This is a genomic window from Halobacillus shinanisalinarum, assembly GCF_022919835.1.
GTDB lineage: Bacteria > Bacillota > Bacilli > Bacillales > Halobacillaceae > Halobacillus_A > Halobacillus_A shinanisalinarum.
This window is the reverse complement of sequence record NZ_CP095074.1, coordinates 4693626-4714728: the sequence shown is the minus strand read 5'-3', so window position 1 is coordinate 4714728 and position 21103 is coordinate 4693626. Positions and strand designations below refer to the sequence as shown.

The window sequence follows — 21103 nt, the reverse complement described above, 5'->3', positions numbered from 1 at the left end:
AATGTTTCTATACACAATTTTTAATACCAGCCGCCGTTTACTCGGAGGGTGTGTCCTGTAATATAACTTGACTGTTTATTCAATAAAAATAAAATCGCCTGGGCTACCTCTTCACATGTCCCGAGGCGGCCCAGTGGAATTTCACTTTTCACCATATTCATATCCTCAGAAGACAGGTGGTCATTCATTTTTGTTGCAATTAATCCCGGCGTTACGGCATTCACGCGAATGTTGCTTGGCGCTGTTTCTTTTGCTAATCCTTTAACAAAGCTGATTTGCGCCCCTTTAACAGAGCTATATACCACCTCTGTGCTTGCTCCTTCTTCACCCCAAACGGAAGACACTACAACAATGGCCCCCGATTTGCTTGAAATCATAGAAGGCAACAATTTGTTTGTGATCAGCCATAATGATTTGACATGCACATAATACATCTGATCCATCTCTGTAGAGCTAAGGTCTTGCAACAGCTTCTTGGAGTGGTTTCCTTGAGCAAAAACGACTGCATCGAAGCTTGAAGGGAGCTTGTTAATCAAGTCATCCAACCCGCCCGCTGTGGACAAGTCTCCCTGATATGCCCCTAGCCACTTCTCACTTGGTACCCGCTGCTTTAATTCATCTATTGCACGGATATTTGAATGGAAATGTGCAGCTACTTCATATCCTTCCGCCGCCAATAATTCTGTTGTTTCACAACCGATCTCACCACTTGCCCCGATAATTAAACAACGCTTAAGCATTAGATTGTGGTTTCACCTGGAATACAGAAATACACTCGTCTTTAATCCAGTTTTCAACGTAATGATCTACGTCTTCTGTTGTTAATGATTCAATCACTGGAAGGACATTGAATAAATCTACCCCTAACGTATGATAATGAGTGAATTGATTGGCAATAAACTCTAAAGAATTCAGTGCTCTCATGAATTGACCGATCTTTTTACGTTTCATTCGTTTAAAATCTTCTTCAGAAATGCGTTCTTCTCTCAGTTGATGCAACATTTCTTTCACACGCTTCACCAACTCATCTGGCTTCCTTGAATCCCCGCCGAGAATCGTAAAGCCGAATTGACGGTCCAATTCTGTTTCATATTGGAAACTGGCATCAATTAAATCTTCTTTATAAAGCTGTTCATAGAATGCGCCGCTTTTAGAGAAGTAAAAGTCAAGAATCATTCCTGATAACAATTCTGCACGCAGCAGCTCTTCGCCTGTAAGGGAGGAAACATCTTCTTTTACACCTATCATTGCTTTGGCTGTCGTGACAGGCATTGTAATCGAACCCTCTGTCTTTGCCACAGCAACAGGCTCGTCAGGATAGGAGCGTTCGATAGTAGGAATCTGCTTAAACTCCTTGCTATTTTGGTTGGTGCGAATTTGATCCATCATTTTTTCCGGGTCGATGTTACCTGCAACAAATAGGACCATGTTGGACGGATGATAGAACGTTTCATAACACGTGTAAAGGTCATCCTTCGTAATATCTTGAATCGAGTCAACCGTCCCCGCAATATCAACTTTAACCGGATGCTTATGATATAAGCTTTGAATCGTCCCGAAAAAGGATCGCCAATCTGGTTGATCATCATACATACGAATCTCTTGGCTGATTATCCCTTTCTCTTTTTCAACAGATTCTTCAGAAAAATAGGGATCTTGTACGAAATCTAACAGAGTCTCCACATTTTTTTCAATTTGACTTGTAGCTGAAAACAAGTAAGCCGTTTTCGTAAAAGAAGTAAAGGCGTTTGCTGACGCTCCCTGTTTAGTGAAATCCTGGAATACATCACGGTCTTCTTTTTCAAATAGCTTATGTTCTAAAAAGTGAGCAATCCCCTCGGGAACCGTAACCTTTTCATCTTTCCCGATTGGTGTAAAGGTTTGGTCAATAGACCCGTAATTTGTTGTGAAAATACCGAATGTCTTGGCCATCTCGGGCTTAGAAAGCAAAAATACTTTTAACCCATTATCCATCGTTTCCTGATACACCGTTTCATTCAGTTGTTTATATGTTAACGCATCCATTATGCTTCCCCTCCCTCTTGACTCGTTAAGAAGTAAATCGTATCAAGTTCAATTTTTTCGGCGACTTTGACTACATCTTCTTTTGTTACCTTTCGAATGTTTTCCATAAGTTCATGGGCTGGAATTTCAGTACCTGAGAGCATTTGGTGATATAACACTTCAATCAAACCGTTCGCATTGTCCATTGTTTCTTGAAGTTGGTTCACGACCTGCTCTTTCCCATCCTCTACTTGTTCTGGTGTGAAATCCCCTTGTTTCATAGCTTCCATCTGTTCTAAGATGATCGACTTGGCTTGATCATAATCTTTCGGGTCAACTCCACTGAAAACGAGTAACAGTCCTTTATGACTTTCAAAGCGTGACGCAGCATAATAGGCGAGGCTGTGTTTTTCCCGCACATTCATAAATAACTTGGAGCTAGGAAAACCTCCGAACAAACCATTAAAAATTTGCAAAGCGAAATAGTCATCATCCCCAAAATTAGTATGCGTACGATAACCAATGTGAAGCTTACCTTGTTTTACTTCTTCACGTTCAACAATTTCTTTTGCTTCAGTTGGAGTAATCGATTTTGAATCCTGATGACCACTGCGATTATCACTATCTCCACGTGCAAACGTTTGGTCTGCAAGGGCATCCATTTCTGTATCATTTACTTCCCCAATGACATATACATCCAGTTCATCATTTTTTATCATCGACTGGTAATATTCATATAAGGACTTTGCTGTTATCTTCTGTAAATCATCAAGATATCCGTGCACATGAAGAGAGTAAGGCTCACCTTCACACATATGGTCGATTAGGCGTAAGTTGGCATAACTCATTTTATCATCTTTAATAGATGTAATCTTTTGTTCAAGTGTCTGCTTTTCTCTATTAACAATCGTTTCATCAAAACCGCCATCCACCACTTTTGGATCAAATAAAACGTCATGAAAAATATTTAATGCTTTTTCTAAGATTGGTTCACTCTCATTCAAGTAAGATTCATTAACCACTTCCATCCGAAACGAGATGACATGGTTTTCACCTTTTTTTGATCCATCACTTGAAAAGCCTGTGCCATACAGATCCTCTAAAGCAGATTGCAGTTTCCTTACATTGGGAAGCTTATTTGTTGCTTTGTGAAGAACATGAGGTAATAGAGCTCTCTCTGTTATCCCCTCTCTTTTAAGCGGTGCTTTAAATTTCGCTACAATCGAAACCGTCTTATATTTTGTTGTCGGTAAAATATGTAATCTGTACCCTTGTTTATTGTGTACTGTTTCTTTCGTTATCTTCATTTTTCCATCCTCCTCATCATTACTCTTATATTATGAACGTACTTCCATTTATTCATCCATATGAGGTTAATTCTTATGCTAAGATAAATAAACGCAAAAGTAAAAAATAAAACCCGGCACCATCGTACCGGGCAAATGAATTAACGATTTCCTTTAATATAGGAATCTCCAAGTGCTTTAGGCGCTTCTGCTCGCCCAATAAATCCTGCTAAAGCTAGGATGGTCAGCACATATGGAGCAATCAATAAGAAAATTTGTGGTACATCACTTAATAATGGAATACCTGAACCAACAATACTTAAGCTTTGCGCGAAGCCAAAGAACAAAGCAGCCCCAAGCGCCCCCAAAGGATGCCATTTTCCAAAGATAACAGCTGCAAGAGACATAAACCCTTGCCCAACTATCGTAGCATGAGAAAAGTTTAAAGCAATCGTTAAAGCGAAAACTGATCCACCTAGCCCGCCTAAAGCACCAGAGATCATAACGGCAACATACCGCATGCCATATACGTTAATCCCGTTTGTATCTGCCGCCATCGGATGTTCACCAACAGATCGTAAGCGCAAGCCAAATGGTGTTTTAAATAAGATGAACCAGGCAACGAATGCCAATATAATAGCTAAATAGGAAGTTAAATACATGCCTGAAAAGAATAAATCACCAATAATCGGGATTTTACTTAATACAGGAATATCTGTTGTATAAAATGGACGTTCAACCATATCCGTCTGCCCTTTATCATACCATTGTTTCGTTAAAAATAATCCGATCCCTAAAGCCAGGAAGTTCATCGCTACGCCACTGACTACTTGATCTGCCCGAAACGTAATCGATGCAACCGCATGGGCAAGAGCGAAAATAGCTGATACAACCATGGCTACTAAGATGGAAACCCATGGTGTCCAGTTCCCAAATACATCGACAAACGCCAGGTTAAAGACAATTCCGACAAAAGCCCCCATAACCATTAATCCTTCAAGACCGATATTTATAATCCCCGAGCGTTCACTGAACACACCGCCTAAAGCAGTAAAGATAAGAGGGGCCGCAAAGAATACGGCTTGCGGAATAATGGATTGTAGTATCTCAAAGAAGCTCATTTATTTTCCCTCCTTCTTAAAGCGCAGGATGATCCAACGAATTATATAGCTTGAAGCTACGAAAAATATAATTAAGGCAATAACAATCTCAACAAGCTCTGTTGGTACCCCGGAGGCTGTCGGCATGTTTAAGGCACCAATTTTTAATGTACCGAATAAGAAGGCAGCTAACACTACCCCAAGCGCCGTGTTGGCACCGAGCAACGCTACAGCAATTCCATCAAATCCAATATTGGTAAACCCGGATTTCACAGAAAGATACCCAAATGTGCCAAGCCCTTCCATTGCGCCGGCAAGACCCGCAAATGCGCCTGAGATGACCATAGCTAAAATAATGTTTCTACTTACATTCATCCCTGCATACTGTGACGCATTTTGGTTAAAACCAACCGAACGTAATTCAAATCCTGTTGTCGTTTTATTCAAAAGGAACCACATAATAAAAGCTACGAACAGGGCGATAAGCAGCCCATAATGAAGGCGGGAATAAAATGTCATTTCAGCTAGCCAGGGAGAAGCAAGCGAAGCTGTCTCCGCAATTCTTTCTGTTTTATCTTCCCCGTCTGTTATCACATTTCGAACGATTTCATTGGTAACATATAACGCAATGTAGTTCATCATGATCGTTACAATAACCTCATGTACGCCTAGCTTTGCTTTTAAAATCCCTGGAATGAAGCCCCAAAAAGCACCCGCCAAGGCAGCAGCAAAAATAGCTAGCGGCAAATGGATAATGCCTGGAAGCTCAAAGGCTACCCCGACCCAAACCGACGCAAGCCAACCTACAAATACTTGCCCTTCTACACCGATGTTTAATAAACCGGTTCGCAGGGCAAAAGCAACCGCAAGTCCTGAGAGAATATATGGTGTCACCTGTCTAAGCGTTTCACCAAAGAAATACAAATCTCCAAAGGCGCCATTCCAAAGGGCTGCATAGCCAGCAATCGGGTTATAGCCAAAGGCAAGCATGATAATCGCACCGGAAAGCAAGCCTAACAGCACCGAAATAATCGGTATTAAAATGTTTACTGTTCGATTTGAAAACATCTACTCAGCACCTGCTTTCTCAACCGTGTTCCCTGCCATAAGAAGACCTAGTTTTTGTTCATCCGTTTCTTCAGGCTTGACATCAGCAACGATTTGACCATCGAACATAACAGCGATACGATCACTTAAATTCATAATTTCATCTAATTCAAAGGAAAGAAGCAATACTGCTCTGCCTTTATCTCGTTCTTCAATTAATTTTTTATGGATAAATTCAATCGCTCCAACGTCAAGTCCACGCGTCGGCTGGGCAGCGATAATTAAGTCTGGTGAACGATCGACCTCACGACCGATGATCGCCTTCTGCTGGTTACCGCCTGAAAGAGCACGTGCCTTCGTGTATTCGTCAGGTGTGCGCACATCATATTCTTTTATGAGTGATTGAGCCTTTTGATAAATGTTTTTGTAATTCATAACTCCTTTTTTCGAGAAAGGTTCCTGATAGTACGTCTGAAGGACCATATTTTCACCAATCGGAAAATCTAATACCAGACCAAACTTATGACGATCCTGAGGGATATGGGAAATACCTGACTGGGTAACTTTACGTGGTGATAAGTTGCTGATCACTTTATCATGTAAAGCAATTTGACCTGAAGTACTTTTACGCAGGCCGGTAATCGCTTCAATTAACTCAGACTGACCATTGCCGTCTACTCCGGCTATGCCTACAATTTCCCCTGCCCTGACCTCAAGATTCAAGTCTTTAACCATCTCCACCCCACGTACATCTTTGACACGCAAATCTTTAATAGATAAATAGATTTCTTTAGGATCTGACTTTGTTTTCTCAGTTGAAAAAGTAACTTCACGACCGACCATAAGAGAAGCTAATTCATTTGGATCTGTATCCTTCACATCAACTGTTCCTATACCCTCACCTTTTCTAATAACCGTACACCGATCACAAACTTCCATTATCTCTTTAAGTTTATGGGTGATCAATATAATCGATTTCCCCTCATGTATTAGGCTTTGCATAATTCCAATCAGTTCTTTAATTTCTTGAGGGGTTAAAACAGCCGTCGGTTCATCAAGGATTAAAATATCTGCACCTCGATAAAGCGTTTTCAAAATCTCCACACGCTGCTGCATACCTACAGAAATATTACGGATTTTAGCTTTTGGATCCACATTTAAACCATAACGCTCTGACAGTTCTTTCACTTGCTTTTCAGCTTTTTTAATATCAACTAACGCGCCTTTACGCGGTTCGCTCCCAAGCACAATATTTTCAGTTACTGTGAACGTATCTACGAGCATAAAATGTTGGTGTACCATTCCAATCCCCAGCTTGTTCGCGATATTTGGGTCTGTAATGGCAGCTTTTTTACCTTTCACGCGAATCTCGCCTCTTTCCGGCTGGTAGAGACCAAACAATACGTTCATCAATGTAGATTTCCCAGCACCATTTTCCCCCAGCAACGCATGAATTTCACCTTTTTTCACTTGAAGTGTGACATTATTATTTGCTACAACACCGGGAAACTCTTTACGAATATTGAGCATCTCTATAACGTAATCCATTTCTTCTCCCCCACTCTCTATTAACCAAAATCCATTACTCATTTGTCTTGAAAAAATCATCAAATGAAGAGGGCCGGAACATGCTCTTCATTTGATGATTTCATATTTCGGCTTTTGAGACTGATGTTCCACCAGCCCCAAAAGCCAAGCTTTCTTAATGAAAGAAGTATCTAGTTTTACAACGTAATGATCTATCCCGCCTCTGTTTTATAGTTCAGCTGGAAGGGAAAACTTTGTTACCTAGACAGTCCAGGTCTAAACCTCCCCCCCACTTTATTACAATGAATCTACATATGTTTTTAGTTCATCACGCGTGCTCGGTACGTCTACATCACCGTTAACAATCTTCGTTTTCCATTCTTCGACTGCTGAAAGAATGTCCTCTGTTAGCGCTTCCTCATTTGTACGTGCGATGCTGATGGCATCATCTGCTAAACCGTACTCAATGACTTCTCCACCAGGGAATTCGCCATTCATAGCTTGTGTAGCTACGTCTTGAACAGCGATATCAACACGTTTAACCATTGAAGTAAGTGTTACATTGCTTTCGCCGATTTGGCCTTCTTCATGCTGGTTACGGTCTACACCAATCACCCATACGCCCTGCTCTGGATTGTTTTTCTTAATGTCTTTTGCCTGGGCAAATACACCGTTCCCTGTAGCACCTGAAGCATGGTAAATCACATCGATACCTTTAGAATACATATTTGAAGCAATCAGTTTTCCTTTGTCCGCAGCTGCAAAGCTTTCCGCATACTGTACATCCACTTCAATATCAGGATTTACGGATTTAGCACCTGCAACGTAGCCCGATTCAAACTTATTAATTAGATCTCCATCTACCCCGCCGACAAAACCAATTTGATTCGATTCCGTTTTGTGTGCTGCAGCTACCCCAGCTAAAAACGAACCCTGGTGCTCTTTGAAAGTGATACTAGCAATATTATCTCCCTCAGCTACAGCATCAACAATTGAAAAGTTTGTGTCTGGGTATTGGCCGGCAACCTCTTTAATCGCAGGCTGCAAAAGGTAGCCAATACCGAAAATAAGGTTGTAATCTTTACGAACAAGACGATTTAAGTTTGTAGTATAGTCAGCATCACTTTCTGACTGTGCATAGTCAAAACCTTCATCCTCGGTAAGACCATTTTCTTCACCAAAAGCTTGTAGACCTTCCCATGCAGATTGGTTAAATGACTTATCATCCACCCCGCCCACATCTGTAACCATGGCCACAGAGAAATCTGTGCTTCCACCTTCACTAGATTCTCCTTCACCTTCACTTGAAGCTTCTTCATTAGAAGCTCCTCCACAAGCTGCAAGAACCAAACCTAAAGACAGTAATAGTGCAAAAACGAATAGAAAGCGACGATTCTTCAACATGAATACCCCCTAATTTGTTAAGTATTAAGAAAATTCAAACGGACAAAAATTTTTAGCCCCCTGGCAGCGGCCTGCCTCACCTCCCTCAAAATGTTACATACTATTGAAAACCCTTACACTCTTTTTCTTAACACATGGAAGCTAAACTTATCTGCTCTGAAGTAGTTGGAGGATAGCAGGATAGGCTCATCTTCTTTCGTATAATGCATCTGTTTCAATAATAATAAGGCTTGATCAGGTTCACTGTTCAATATCGGCGAAATTTTTTCATGATAGCCGATGGGTTCAATATGAGTAACAGCATAGCTGATCGTTTTTCCTGTGTACCTTTCTAAGACGCCGAATAGAGAGTCTGCTTCTCTAACCTGTTCTAGTGGAATAAGTCCTTCAGGGATTCTGTCTGTACAATAAACAACAGGTTGTTGATCAGCTGTACGTACTCGTTCCACCCTTGCTAGTTTATGTAAGTCAACAGGTGTAAACCGTTTACGGTCATCCTCAGTCGGCTCTACAAGTTCCGCTGAAAGGTACTGGGACCCTGGCGTCATGCCGGATTTTTTAATCATCCCGGTCACACTGTCCAGTTCTTCGATTCCAGATGTGAAAACAGGCTTAGGGTTTACAAAAGTACCTACACCATGTCTTCTCGTTACAACACCTTCCTCCTCAAGAATTCTCAAGGCTTCTCGTAAAGTAGCTCTTGAAACACCTAAGGTTTTGGAAAGCTCAAACTCTGATGGAAGCTTTTCTTTTTCAAGAAAGATACCATTCTCAATATCGCGCTTAACTTGCTCGATCACCTGTAAATACAGATGACGAGTATCTTGCCTGATCGACATAACCTTCACTCCAAGTCTAATTGCCTATAGGTAAGAGATCTGACATCTGACGTTCGACACATCATATTCGTGAATAATATAACACTATTATCAAAATAAATAAATAGAATTAGGACATTTTTATCGAATAAAGTACATGTTTGTTTAATTCGAATTTTTAGACTCTTTATTTTAGTGTGAAAAATGAAGCGCTCATTTTAAATTGTAAAAGACAGCAACTACCCACCTAAAAAAAACTGCCGTACATCAGTACGACAGTTTAGCTCGATTGCTCTTCTTTTATTTCAGATACAAGGACGTTTCTAGGTTTACTTCCTTCGTACGGACCTACAATGCCATTGTCTTCCATGGCATCTATTAATCGTGCCGCCCGAGTATAGCCTACTCTGAACCGGCGTTGAATCATGGAAACACTTGCACTTTGCATTTCAATAACCATTTGCACGGCATCTGGATAGAGATCATCATCCACTTCCTGTTTTACTTCACTTTCTTCTTCAGGAATCATCTCTTCTTGGTATTGGGCTTTCTGTTGTTCGACACAGAAATCGACGACCCGTTCGACTTCTTCATCTGACAAAAAGGCGCCCTGGACCCGCGTTGGTTTTCCAGAACCTACGGGGGTAAACAGCATATCACCTCGACCAAGCAGTTTCTCAGCTCCACCCGAATCCAAAATCGTTCTCGAATCTGTTTGTGAAGAAACACTAAACGCAATACGGGAAGGAATATTCGCTTTAATGACTCCTGTGATAACATCAACAGATGGACGTTGAGTCGCAATAATCAAATGTATTCCTGCTGCACGCGCCATTTGCGCCAAGCGAGTAATCGCATCTTCGACATCATTAGAAGCAACCATCATTAAGTCAGCCAATTCATCAACGAGCACAATGATGTATGGTAAAAACGGCTGATCGTCCTCATTCTCTTTATTATGCTTACGAATATATTCATTGTATCCTTCTATATTTCTTGTCCCAGAATCAGAGAACAAATCATATCGCCTTTCCATCTCTGAAACAACCTTCATTAATGCCCTTGAAGCTTTCTTAGGATCGGTTACAACAGGTGCTAATAAATGTGGAATCCCATTGTACACATTCAGTTCCACCTTCTTAGGATCGATCATCATCATCTTCACTTCATGAGGCTTTGCTCGCATCAGTACACTGGTAATAATCCCATTTATACAGACACTTTTTCCGCTGCCTGTCGCGCCAGCCACAAGCAGGTGTGGCATTTTATTCAGTTCGGCCATCACGGCCTCACCAGAAATATCTCGCCCTAAAGCAAAGTTGAGTTTGGCATCCGGCTTCGCTCTGCCCGTCTCAAGTACTTCACGTAAAGAGACCATCGAGACTTCCGTGTTTGGCACTTCAATTCCTACAGCTGATTTTCCAGGAATTGGTGCTTCAATCCGAATATCTTTTGCTGCAAGCGCTAGGGCGAGGTCGTCATTAAGGTTGACGATTTTGCTGACCTTTACACCGACATCTGGATAAACTTCATATTTCGTAACGGCCGGGCCAACATGAACCTTCGTAACTTTTGCTTTTACACCGAAGCTTTGGAACGTTTTTTCAAGCTTTCTGACTGTTGCTTGAATATGTGAACGGCCCTGACTCTGGGGGCTCGATGTCGGTTCATCAAGGAGGTCCATACCGGGCAATTTATAGTCCGGATTTTCAAGCTCAGCTGTCGACACTGACTTTTCTAGGGCCTGTTCCTCTTGCGCATCACTTGCCTTAGGTTCATTTTCCTGTGGTTTTTGATAGGCCTGCTCAGTGAAATCCTGAATGATCGGCTCAGGATACTCTTCTTCTATATCAGTTTGATTGTTTTCGATCACATCGACCGTGCTGGCAGCTTCATCTTTAGGCTGTTTCCTTACCGTTTTTTTAGACTCCTTATCCGTTTTATATTGCTCTCGAGCATGGATGTACATTTCCTTTAACTTAGCACCTATTTTTGCAAGCAAGTCACCAATTGAACGTTCGGTAACAAACATAGTGCCGACAAGAAACAAAAATATAGAAACGATAATGGCTCCTATCGATGAAAATAAATAATAAGTGATGAGCAAAAGAAAAGCTCCGACTAGACCGCCGCCAATACTCGTAATAGGTGCCTCATCTGCCATCACTCCGATTAAGCGATCCCATGTCAGTCCAACTACTGATCCAGTTCCATTTTGTAAATCATCTGCCAATGTTTCAACGTGTGTAAACAGCAGCAGAGACGTAAAAATAAAAAATAACCCAATCATCCGTTTATGTAGAAAATATGGCCATTTCCGTTTAACCATTAAATAAATCCCTGTAATCAGGAAAAATAGAGAAGCAACAAAATACCATACCCCAAATATAAATTGCCAAAAGTGTTCTAAGCCTTCCGGGATTGCACCATCACTAATAACAGAGGCACCGCTCCCAAATACGGCAATAAACAAAAACAATAACCCAATCAGTTCAAGTTTAACTTGCTCCTTCCATGCTGACCGTTTTTTCCTTGATTTATTCTTTGTTTTTTTCTTCTTAGCCATTGATCTATACACCTCCTATGCCACTGAAAAGAACAAGATGTCGCTTGCTACTGCAACGTAGTAAAAGCGACATCTCGAATTCCATTCTATCTTACCTTATTATAGCATAGGCAGGCATTTGTTACGAATCCAGCCATTGTCCTGGCTGTAAAGTAGGATCCATATAATCACTCGGATTTGTAGATAACACTTGAATAATTTGTTTCTTGCCATCCCCTTGATCCAAGCACTTTACTTTGCAATTTTTATGGTTCTCATAAACGACTTCTCCATCTTTATTCTCCTGTGGAAAGATGTCATGTTCACTTAAAGGGGTGTACAAAATCATTGGATCACCTGCTCTTGATTTCCTTTTTGATTATTAATAAATTCATTAAGTTTAGCCATTGCCTGCTGGACTCCACCTACATCGTCAATTAAACCAACGTCAACAGCCTGTTGGCCGACAACGTTTGTTCCAATATCACGTGTTAAGTTTCCTTTATCAAACATGAGTTCCTTAAAAGCTTCTTCCTCAATATTCGAATGACGAGTAACAAAATTTATGACACGATCCTGCATTTTTTCCATGTATTCAAAGGTTTGCGGCACCCCTATGACTAATCCATTCATTCTAATCGGGTGAATGGTCATCGTTGCCGTTTCTGCAATGAACGAATAATCGGATGCCACAGCAATAGGGACACCAATCGAATGACCGCCTCCAAGCACGATCGAAACGGAAGGTTTGGATAACGATGCGATCATTTCTGATATCGCAAGCCCTGCTTCAACGTCTCCACCTACCGTATTTAACAAAACAACTAACCCTTCAATTTTTGGGTTTTGTTCAATAGCGATTAGCTGTGGAATAAGATGCTCGTACTTGGTCGTTTTGTTTTGCGACGGAAGCTGCACATGGCCTTCCACCTGTCCAATAATTGGAAGTACATGAATATTTGAATCTCCAGGCTGTGGAACATTGGACTGGCCAAGCTGTTGTATCTTATCTACAAGCGATGATTTAGACTGATCATTCTCTTCTTGTTGTTCTTTCTCTTTCATGATTCATTTGCCCCTTTCACACTTTTTCTTAGTATGAGACAGAACAAGCAAGGACATACCAAGAAAAGCGGAAAGGTCCGTTACTCCCGTCTGAAGGACCGAACAAAGCACATCGTGTGGGCTTAGCAAGCGCATGTTTATGTAATAATTCGTTTTCCTTTTATCGCTTTTAAGCGACAAGACTCCCACCTCAAGGAATGTGGAGGGGATAGCTCAATGGAGATGAATCGCTTATCCACATAAACGAACACTTGTTTCCGTTGTGTGATATTCCTGTACAGATGCTCTTTGAAAACTGAGGATATGAAGTTGTGACAGGAAACCCGTCTGTTACGTAAAATTTTCAAAAATTAAGTGGGGAGTAGTTCAGTAGTTGATATTCTCTAAAATTAGAACTACTTCTTAATTTATACATGAGATAGGAGGCCATTTAGGCTTCTCGTATATTAAGTGCCTTCCCCTGAATTGTTCCAACTCCGAACCTTATCATCCTTGTCAGACTCAATGATCACCTCTGTTACGCCTTTCTCATTCAATATCTTTTTCTCAATGTCATCCAGAACATCGGCAGCCTTTGCTATTGACATGTCTGGATCAAATTCTACCTTTAGTTCCACATGTAACTCCTCGCCTTCTTTAATCACCATTAGCTCTTGTATATCTTTCACATGAGTTTCTGCAAAAACAAGCTCACCAATTTTCTTCTCCATTTTTTCATCAGAAACACCTAAAACACCAGCAGCATTATCAAGGAAAACTCGTCCTACGACATAAAACAACATAAGACCAATGAGAACTGAGGCATATCCTTCTGCTTCATGAAAAGGTGTGTATGTTCCAATAACGATGGATAAAATGGCGATCACCGCGCCACCTGTAGCCACCATATCTTCCAGAAATACAAGCTTTGTTGCTGGTTTCGCATCACCCATATTTTTGAAACTTTCCGTCACAACTTTAAATCCTTTTATATCACCACCAGCCATGTCCCTGGTTATTTCTCTCATCGCTTTTAACAAAACAACAGACTCTAATATTGCTGCGACCCCTAGGACGGATATGTTTAACCAAAACCATGAACCAGATTCAGGGGGGTTAATAATATGGTGAATACCTTTCTTTACCGTTTCATATGCCAAAATGCCAACTATCAATACTGCTCCAAGTTTTGATTGATTCTCAAAGTCATTTCTCCAAAATTCACTAAAATGGAAGTCAAACTGGCTAGGATGCTGCCACTCTCTCAGTTGCTTCTTATTCAAAAAGCTTATTTCAATTGGAAAAGGTTGATTCGATTTCTTCAAGAGTAACTTTTTCAACTTCAAGACATCCTCATTTGCCAACGGAACTCTAGTTACTCCTAAAAGGTCGATATCACTGTTTGCAGGGTTAAAACCTCCCATAGCCAGCGAGCCATGTAAATATAACCCAATTAAGTTATCAACTAAGATATATTTTATTTCATCCATCAGAGAATGGACAAAGTCATATGTAGTCGGTTGACATGTTTCCCAATGATCACTCATTAACTAAACTCCTCAATTTATTTGCTCTAATTAGATTAGCTCGAGTATTTCGGTATTAGCCATCTTGTCTTAGACCTTATAGACCCTTTATCATAAAATGTTAAAAAACTAAAGGTTTTCTGAATGATGCCTTAGTGTATGTCGTCCGTGTTTTGTTGGTGGGGTTTCTATGTGTCTGAAATTGTAAAAACCTATTTATTTTCTTTCTCCTTTTTTCTACGAGGTCTTATAAAAGCTAAATATATTCCAATATTTGTTCCTAGAAAGATCCCTATCATCATAGGCCAATATAATTCCTGACTTATAAAAGCATATAGTAATGCCGACCCAATACCCACTACAGGGGGGTAAATAATATCTTTTTGTGTATTACTTGATCCTATCAATACTGGAAGCCTCCTTTTTATGCTTGAAAACACTAAGCCCTAATGAATAAGTCCACTAGCATCGTAGCTTCCTGCATTTGAACCCAATATACCATATCCTAAAGCAAGTGCTATTTCACTAAAGCTTGCATATACAGAAATTTCACGACTTGAAGATCACGGACTTTGTACTCCTACTGCAATATTCTCTAATTCAACGTTCGAATATTCTACTTCTTCAACTGAATTGCCTTCTACATAATTCAAACGCTAGTACATGTCGTATTGCCGGATATCAGAAAGTCGGAATAAAAACTAAAACAAAAAGTCAGCAGCCGATATCACAAGCTGCTGACCCTTATTAAATCGAATCCACCAATTGTTGAATCACTTTTCTTTCATCTGGAGTAAGCGGAACTAAAGGAAGCCTGACTCCGCCCGTATCAAGCCCTTTCATTTGAAGAGCCGTTTTGATTGGGGTTGGAGAAGGAGCGCTGAACATCCCTTTCAAAACCGGAATAAGTTTCCGGTGAAGCGCTGCAGCCTCCCTCGTTTTTCCTTCATCAAATAACTTAAGCATATCACGCATTTCACGTCCAACAACATGTGCTGAAACAGATACGATACCATTCCCGCCAATTGCATAAATCGGCAATGTCATATTGTCATCTCCACTATAGAGTGAAAACGAGTCATCTGTGCTTTCAATGATCTGAGCAACTGCATCTAAGTCTCCTGTCGCTTCTTTGACCGAAACAATATTGTCTATTTTAGAAAGTTCAACAATGGTTTCAGCATCCATTCGAACAGCTGTGCGCCCGGGGACGTTATATAACATGACAGGTTTATTGACGGATTCGGCTATCGTTTTAAAATGTTCATAGAGTCCACGTTGACTCGGCTTATTGTAATATGGGGCAACGAGCATGATGGCATCTACAGAAGCTTTCTCAGCTTTCTTTGAGAGCTCGATGGAAGCTTGCGTATTATTACTGCCGCTGCCTGCAATGACTGGAATTCTGCCGTTGACAACTTTGACCACATGCTCCCAAAGAGCCACTTTTTCTTCTGAAGTAAGTGTTGGTGATTCTCCTGTTGTTCCAGCCACAACTAACCCTTCTGTCCCATGATCGATTAAATAATCCACTAATGTCGATGTTTTATTTAGATCAATGTTTCCGTGGGTATCAAAGGGTGTCACCATAGCTGTTAGTACTTTACCAAAATCCACGTCCTAAATCCCCTTTCATTGTTCCATATTCAATTGAAAGATATCATGCAGGGCATTGACGGCTTCAATTAAATCTTCTTCTTTTATCAGTACCCAAATCGTCGTATGTGAATCCGCGGATTGCAGAATTTGCACACCACGTTCAATTAAGGTCTGAACGATTTCAGCAGTCACACCAGGAACCCCTGTGATGCCCGCTCCAACGGTCGATACTTTCGCACAGCCTTCTTTTACTTCTGGTTCATAACCAAGATTGTTTAGAATGTCGACCGCTCTCTCAGTAAATATTCCATCAATCGTGTAGATCACTCCGCTCGGTGAAATGTTAATAAAATCTACCGAAATGTTTGCTTCAGCCATGGACTTAAATACTTCCGATTGCAGTCTTGATGGATCTTCTTTTGACTGAACCTTAATTTGAGTGATCCCGGACATATGGGCAATTCCTGTCACGAGGCGATCGGGAAGGTCGTTACCTGCCTCGCCTTCTTTTGATGCGGCCACAAGTGTTCCAGGTAAATCTGAATAGGTGGATCGTACACGAATCGGTACTTTTGCGTGCATCGCAATTTCAACGGCACGCGGGTGAATAACCTTCGCTCCTTGATAAGCAAGGTTACAAATTTCATTATATGTTACCACGTGAAGAGCACGTGCCGATTCCACTAATCTTGGGTCTGCCGTCATAATTCCTTCGACATCTGTAAAAATATCAATGTAATCCGCATTGAGCGCAGCACCGAGTGCAGCAGCACTCGTATCACTACCTCCGCGGCCGATTGTAGTTGTATCCCCTACCTCTGTTTTTCCTTGAAAGCCAGCTACAATGACGACATCACTTTTTTCAAGTTCTGCTAAAATCCTTGTGGGATCCATGCGCAAAATCTTCGCCCGTGTAAAATCGTCCGTCGTTAAAAAACCGGCTTGGGCACCAGTTAATGCAGCAGATGTGATCCCTTCTGAAGTAAGTTCATTTGAAAAAACTACGGATGATATCGTTTCCCCGCATGACAATAGCATATCCTGTTCGCGTTCGGATACGTTCGTATGAGGGAATTCGATCAAATCAAGTAATGTATCTGTTGCATAAGGGTCACCTTTGCGTCCCATCGCAGAGACCGTAACGACAACTTTGTATCCTTCTTCTCGAGCCTTTTTAATATGGGAAATGGCCCGTGATCTGCTTTCTTTATCACGGACCGACGTCCCTCCAAATTTTTGTACGAGTAATTTCAATGTAGACACCTCAACCTATTAGATTTACAGCCATTGATTGGCAACGACTCGTTCAGCGATCTGAACTGAATTCCAGGCAGCTCCTTTTAATAGATTATCAGAAACTACCCAAAGATGAAATCCATTCTCATGGTCGAGATCTTTACGGATACGGCCTACAAATACATCACGTTTTCCAGCCGAGCTTAACGGTGTAGGATAGACTTGTGTCGCTGGATCGTCTTCAAGCACCACACCTGGAGCTTTCCCAATAAGATCTTTCAGTTGTTGGACCGTAACATCATTCTTCTCTACCTCGACATACACACTTTCTGCATGGGAAGTAAACAATGGCAAGCGAACACACGTAGCTGAAATATGAAGAGCAGGTGTGTGCATGATCTTCTTCGTTTCATTAATCATTTTCATTTCTTCAAACGTGTACCCGTTCTCCTGAAATTTATCAATTTGCGGCAATGCATTAAATGCGATCGGATAGTGTTTCTCATCACCTTTAACTGGTAGGATGCTAGCTTCCAAGTCTCCCCCGTTTAAAAACGATTGTGATTGCTCACGGAGCTCTTCAGCTGCTTCATTACCAGCACCGGAAACCGCTTGATAGGTCGAAACAATGATACGATTCATGCCAAAATGTTGTTTAATTGGCTCAAGGGCAGCCACCATTTGAATCGTTGAACAGTTTGGATTGGCAATGATGCCCTTATGGTTCTTAATGTCGTCCTCATTAACTTCCGGTACGACTAGAGGCACATTCTCATCCATTCGGTAAGCACTTGTGTTATCGATTACAAGAGCACCTCGTTTTACAGCTTCAGGAGCAAGTTTTTGTGATACAGACCCTCCGGCAGAGAACAAGGCAATATCGACCTTTTCAAAGCTCTCAGGTGTCGCTTCTTCCACTGTATATTCCGTTCCTTTAAACATCACTTTTTTACCAGCGGAACGACTTGAAGATAATAGTTTCAATTCATTTATAGGAAAATTCCTGTCTTCCAGTGTTTCCAGCATTTTTTGTCCTACAGCACCTGTTGCACCTACTACTGCAATATTGTATGTCGTTGCATGACTCATGATCATATCCCTTTCTCTATTTAAACTTTGTGTATTTGTATCGTCTTCGAGTCACTATTGTGTTATTTTATCATATTTATTGTCACATCTGTTATCAAAAAGTGAATTACTCCGAGTATCTTTCAATCAACAAGGGCTGGAGCTGCTTTCCAGAAATGGCTGCCTCAATTGTTTTTGGAATGAATGTCATATCTGCTACAAGTGAATTCGGCTTTTTATATGGGTGATCTTGCCCTAAAGGAACAAAGTAAATGTTTTTTGCCGCCATTAACTTCATAATGTTGATTCCATTCATCCCTAAAGCATCATTGGTAGAAATGGCAAGCACGACCGGGCTTTCATTCCTTAATGTTGCTTTTGCCGCCATTAACACGGGGGAATCAGTCAGGGCGTTGGCAAATTTACTTGTTGAGTTCCCTGTCATCGGTGCAATCACCATACAATCAAGCGGATTCTTTGGACCAAGAGGTTCGGCATCAGGGATGGTCATAATCGCTTCTTTTCCAGTAATCTTCTCAATTGTTTTCAAGTGCTCTGCCGCTTCGCCAAATCGTGTGTCTGTTTTTTGGACGGTGTGGGATAAAATTGGAATTACGTCTGCACCTTGGTCCACAAGTTCTTGCAGCACAGGAAACACTTCATGATAGGTACAATGTGAACCTGTTAAGCCAAAACCTATTTTTTTACCCTTTAAATTTACCATTAGTCATCCACCTTTCGATTGCTTTTTAACAACTGCTGTGAAATCACATTTGCAATAATCCTCCCGGCTGTTTTCGGTGCCACAATCCCGGGCAGACCAGGAACTAATATTGATTTAATTCCTCTTTTTTCTGCATAACGAAAATCTGTTCCGCCTGGCTTTGAAGCAATATCAAGGATTAACGCATGGGTCGGCAGCTTTTTAATAATTGAAGCATCGACCACAGAAGCAGGAACTGTATTGAGTACCAAATCAAACGTGAGGTCTTGTAATGGCAACGTCTCTATATCAAGCGGGGTCATTCCCATTTCATAAGCCCTGGCAGCATCCTTTGACGAATGAACGGCTACCGTAACGTCTGCTCCTAATTGGTCAAAAGAACGCGCTAAACTCATTCCGACTCTTCCTAAACCTAAAAGTAGTACGCGTGATCCGTGAATGGTGAAGTCTGTATGCTGGATCGCCATCATAATTGTACCTTCGACTGTTGGTATCGAATTATATATTGCCACGTCATCACGATCCATTAGCGGGACGAGTTCCCTTTTTGAATGATGAGCAATTTGTGTAAGCCCTTCGTTAGTAATTCCAGTGAATACTAAACAATGCTCAGGGGTACGACTTAACCATTCTTCCTTTAATGGGATGGAGCGATTCGTAAAAATGCCATCTACACAGCCATTTTCATCTATGCCTGAAACAGGAAGAATGACAGCATCAAGCCTTTCTACCTGATCACTGTCAAATTCAAGTTCAGTCGCTTCTGTAAAGCTCCCATTTAATTGGTCAAATCCGGCTAAATAGACTTGCACACCCCACTCATGTAATCTTCGTATGATTTCGATTTGCCGGGCATCGCCCCCTATGACCGCTACATGATATCCTGTAAGCATGCCGGATGTCTCCTTTATTTAGTGGTGTAATCTCCTTTTATCGTATGCAGATAACCACCTTTAGTGATTTGCAAATTTTGCACAAAAAAAGAGCTGCAACGTTGAGCTGCAGCCTTTAACGGTGTTTCTTTAATAAAATTGTGTCTTCACCTATAATCGATATTTGCTTCCAATCGATCTCTATGCTATCACGACTTTTGAATAACCCCTCGTTTAAAATGATCAATGATTGTATCAATCCGTCTGGATCAACAATTAAATCAGCTTTACCAAGAACTCCAAGTTTCTTCCCTTCCTCAACATCAATGACTTCTTTCTGGGAAAGTTCTCTTAGTCGCAACGTTTATCATCCTCCTCTTTCTTCGCTCATCAATTCATTCAAGGTGCCGATTTTATAGTTTTCTTTAATAGCTGTAACCAATTCACCGAGACCCGTTGCTGTAACTTCTGTAGGGTGCAATAAAATGGTTGCCCCATTATGCAGTTTGCTGGTGATACGATGGAGAAACACTTCTTCTGTTGGGTTTTTCCAATCTATGGAGTCGACTGTCCAAAGGATTGTATGCATATTCTGATCACGCGCTGCCTCAACAGCAGCCATCGTAAAACTTCCTGAAGGTGGAGCAAACCATTCCACATCCTGGTCAATTAAACTAGACAAAATGCCGTTCGCTTTTTCTAGATTCGCTAAGGATGCGGCTTTTGACATCTTGGCAAAATCTTTATGGTTATAGCCGTGACTGCCAATCAAATGTCCCTCTTCTTCAATCATTTGAACAAGCTCCTTATGTTTAGCAGCAAACGCGCCATCGATAAAAAAGTTAGCTTTAACATGATGATTCGATAACGTTTCAATCATTTCAGGGATGTATTCGGCACCCCAGGAAACATTAATCAGCAGAGAAACCATCTCCTTATTAGGATGGCCGCGGTAAATCGGAGAGGCTTCCAGGTCATCTAAAGAAACTTTCGGTGATATCTGATCAAAGACTAGTTTATCTTCATTAAACTTGCCGTCTTTTTTCATTTTTTTATAAGATTCCACTACATTTACTTTCCTGCCATTCATCCCAGGTGTTTTCTTCCATACTGGATCAATTTGTGCATCCTCAGGTTTTACGTAGTAGTCCTCCTGTTTGCTTTTAATAAGTTCGTATAAATCGTTCGATGAAGAGACAGGAACGCTTGAATCTGAAATTTGGAAAATGGCATAGCATGTACAGAAAAGTAGTACGGCAGCTAAAAGCTTTATGTATCCGTTCATAATAAATTCACCCCTATT

General features: G+C 41.0%; 19 protein-coding genes. All 19 read right to left on the bottom strand.

The genetic code is table 11. The annotated features are described in order from the left end of the window. Window positions 1–20 precede the first annotated feature (20 nt). Window positions 21–740 (bottom strand): elongation factor P 5-aminopentanone reductase, encoded by a 720-nt coding sequence (gene ymfI, locus MUO14_RS23365; protein WP_244752882.1) that lies wholly within the window; start codon window positions 738–740, stop codon window positions 21–23. Further along, window positions 733–2025, bottom strand: coding sequence for an EF-P 5-aminopentanol modification-associated protein YfmH (gene yfmH / locus MUO14_RS23360; protein WP_244752881.1), 1293 nt, complete (start codon window positions 2023–2025; stop codon window positions 733–735). The genes ymfI and yfmH overlap by 8 nt, the downstream gene beginning before the upstream one ends. Next, window positions 2025–3311: an EF-P 5-aminopentanol modification-associated protein YfmF gene (gene yfmF, locus MUO14_RS23355; RefSeq protein ID WP_244752880.1), complete on the bottom strand. Its 1287-nt coding sequence runs from the start codon at window positions 3309–3311 to the stop codon at window positions 2025–2027. The genes yfmH and yfmF overlap by 1 nt, the downstream gene beginning before the upstream one ends. 140 nt (window positions 3312–3451) lie before the next feature. Next, on the bottom strand, window positions 3452–4411 hold the full coding sequence (locus tag MUO14_RS23350; protein ID WP_244752879.1) for an ABC transporter permease: 960 nt from the start codon (window positions 4409–4411) through the stop codon (window positions 3452–3454). Further along, window positions 4412–5458, bottom strand: coding sequence for an ABC transporter permease (locus tag MUO14_RS23345; RefSeq protein ID WP_244752878.1), 1047 nt, complete (start codon window positions 5456–5458; stop codon window positions 4412–4414). Beyond that, the gene (locus tag MUO14_RS23340) at window positions 5459–6985 is read right to left on the bottom strand and encodes an ABC transporter ATP-binding protein (RefSeq protein WP_244752877.1); all 1527 of its coding nucleotides are present in this window, start codon (window positions 6983–6985) and stop codon (window positions 5459–5461) included. A 276-nt stretch (window positions 6986–7261) separates the two neighbouring features. After that, the gene (locus MUO14_RS23335) at window positions 7262–8368 is read right to left on the bottom strand and encodes a BMP family lipoprotein (RefSeq protein ID WP_244752876.1); all 1107 of its coding nucleotides are present in this window, start codon (window positions 8366–8368) and stop codon (window positions 7262–7264) included. 113 nt (window positions 8369–8481) lie between these two features. After that, window positions 8482–9207 carry a GntR family transcriptional regulator gene (locus MUO14_RS23330; protein WP_244752875.1) on the bottom strand — a complete coding sequence of 242 codons (726 nt, stop codon included), beginning with the start codon at window positions 9205–9207 and terminating at the stop codon, window positions 8482–8484. Window positions 9208–9466: 259 nt separating this feature from the next. Continuing rightward, window positions 9467–11752 carry an FtsK/SpoIIIE family DNA translocase gene (locus MUO14_RS23325; RefSeq protein WP_244752874.1) on the bottom strand — a complete coding sequence of 762 codons (2286 nt, stop codon included), beginning with the start codon at window positions 11750–11752 and terminating at the stop codon, window positions 9467–9469. 121 nt (window positions 11753–11873) lie between these two features. After that, window positions 11874–12080, bottom strand: a complete 207-nt coding sequence (locus MUO14_RS23320; protein ID WP_244752873.1) for a YlzJ-like family protein — start codon at window positions 12078–12080, stop codon at window positions 11874–11876. Next, window positions 12077–12796: a ClpP family protease gene (locus tag MUO14_RS23315; RefSeq protein WP_244752872.1), complete on the bottom strand. Its 720-nt coding sequence runs from the start codon at window positions 12794–12796 to the stop codon at window positions 12077–12079. The genes MUO14_RS23320 and MUO14_RS23315 overlap by 4 nt, the downstream gene beginning before the upstream one ends. Before the next feature lie 446 nt (window positions 12797–13242). Continuing rightward, complete coding sequence (locus MUO14_RS23310; RefSeq protein WP_244752871.1) at window positions 13243–14322, bottom strand: cation efflux transmembrane domain-containing protein; 1080 nt, start codon at window positions 14320–14322, stop codon at window positions 13243–13245. Between the two features lie 726 nt (window positions 14323–15048). Continuing rightward, a complete protein-coding gene (gene dapA, locus MUO14_RS23305; RefSeq protein WP_255822145.1) occupies window positions 15049–15918 on the bottom strand; it encodes a 4-hydroxy-tetrahydrodipicolinate synthase in 870 nt (289 codons plus the stop codon). Between the two features lie 15 nt (window positions 15919–15933). Then, window positions 15934–17154: an aspartate kinase gene (dapG, locus tag MUO14_RS23300; protein WP_244752870.1), complete on the bottom strand. Its 1221-nt coding sequence runs from the start codon at window positions 17152–17154 to the stop codon at window positions 15934–15936. 24 nt (window positions 17155–17178) lie between these two features. Next, window positions 17179–18225 (bottom strand): aspartate-semialdehyde dehydrogenase, encoded by a 1047-nt coding sequence (asd, locus tag MUO14_RS23295; protein ID WP_244752869.1) that lies wholly within the window; start codon window positions 18223–18225, stop codon window positions 17179–17181. Between the two features lie 106 nt (window positions 18226–18331). Beyond that, entirely contained in the window at window positions 18332–18928 is a 597-nt protein-coding gene (locus tag MUO14_RS23290; protein ID WP_244752868.1) for a dipicolinate synthase subunit B, read from the bottom strand. Continuing rightward, window positions 18928–19821, bottom strand: coding sequence for a dipicolinic acid synthetase subunit A (dpaA, locus tag MUO14_RS23285; protein WP_244752867.1), 894 nt, complete (start codon window positions 19819–19821; stop codon window positions 18928–18930). Before dpaA ends, MUO14_RS23290 begins: the two co-directional genes overlap by 1 nt. 115 nt (window positions 19822–19936) lie before the next feature. After that, on the bottom strand, window positions 19937–20161 hold the full coding sequence (locus MUO14_RS23280) for a YlmC/YmxH family sporulation protein (protein WP_244752866.1): 225 nt from the start codon (window positions 20159–20161) through the stop codon (window positions 19937–19939). 6 nt (window positions 20162–20167) lie between these two features. Further along, complete coding sequence (locus MUO14_RS23275; RefSeq protein WP_244752865.1) at window positions 20168–21085, bottom strand: polysaccharide deacetylase family protein; 918 nt, start codon at window positions 21083–21085, stop codon at window positions 20168–20170. Window positions 21086–21103 lie beyond the last annotated feature (18 nt).

Coding starts and splice junctions, on each gene's coding strand:
- ymfI (WP_244752882.1), bottom strand. CDS start 740: ATGCTTAAGCGTTGTTTAATTATCGGGGCAAGTGGTGAGATCGGTTGT.
- yfmH (WP_244752881.1), bottom strand. CDS start 2,025: ATGGATGCGTTAACATATAAACAACTGAATGAAACGGTGTATCAGGAA.
- yfmF (WP_244752880.1), bottom strand. CDS start 3,311: ATGAAGATAACGAAAGAAACAGTACACAATAAACAAGGGTACAGATTA.
- MUO14_RS23350 (WP_244752879.1), bottom strand. CDS start 4,411: ATGAGCTTCTTTGAGATACTACAATCCATTATTCCGCAAGCCGTATTC.
- MUO14_RS23345 (WP_244752878.1), bottom strand. CDS start 5,458: ATGTTTTCAAATCGAACAGTAAACATTTTAATACCGATTATTTCGGTG.
- MUO14_RS23340 (WP_244752877.1), bottom strand. CDS start 6,985: ATGGATTACGTTATAGAGATGCTCAATATTCGTAAAGAGTTTCCCGGT.
- MUO14_RS23335 (WP_244752876.1), bottom strand. CDS start 8,368: ATGTTGAAGAATCGTCGCTTTCTATTCGTTTTTGCACTATTACTGTCT.
- MUO14_RS23330 (WP_244752875.1), bottom strand. CDS start 9,207: ATGTCGATCAGGCAAGATACTCGTCATCTGTATTTACAGGTGATCGAG.
- MUO14_RS23325 (WP_244752874.1), bottom strand. CDS start 11,752: ATGGCTAAGAAGAAAAAAACAAAGAATAAATCAAGGAAAAAACGGTCA.
- MUO14_RS23320 (WP_244752873.1), bottom strand. CDS start 12,080: ATGATTTTGTACACCCCTTTAAGTGAACATGACATCTTTCCACAGGAG.
- MUO14_RS23315 (WP_244752872.1), bottom strand. CDS start 12,796: ATGAAAGAGAAAGAACAACAAGAAGAGAATGATCAGTCTAAATCATCG.
- MUO14_RS23310 (WP_244752871.1), bottom strand. CDS start 14,322: ATGAGTGATCATTGGGAAACATGTCAACCGACTACATATGACTTTGTC.
- asd (WP_244752869.1), bottom strand. CDS start 18,225: ATGAGTCATGCAACGACATACAATATTGCAGTAGTAGGTGCAACAGGT.
- MUO14_RS23290 (WP_244752868.1), bottom strand. CDS start 18,928: ATGGTAAATTTAAAGGGTAAAAAAATAGGTTTTGGCTTAACAGGTTCA.
- dpaA (WP_244752867.1), bottom strand. CDS start 19,821: ATGCTTACAGGATATCATGTAGCGGTCATAGGGGGCGATGCCCGGCAA.
- MUO14_RS23275 (WP_244752865.1), bottom strand. CDS start 21,085: ATGAACGGATACATAAAGCTTTTAGCTGCCGTACTACTTTTCTGTACA.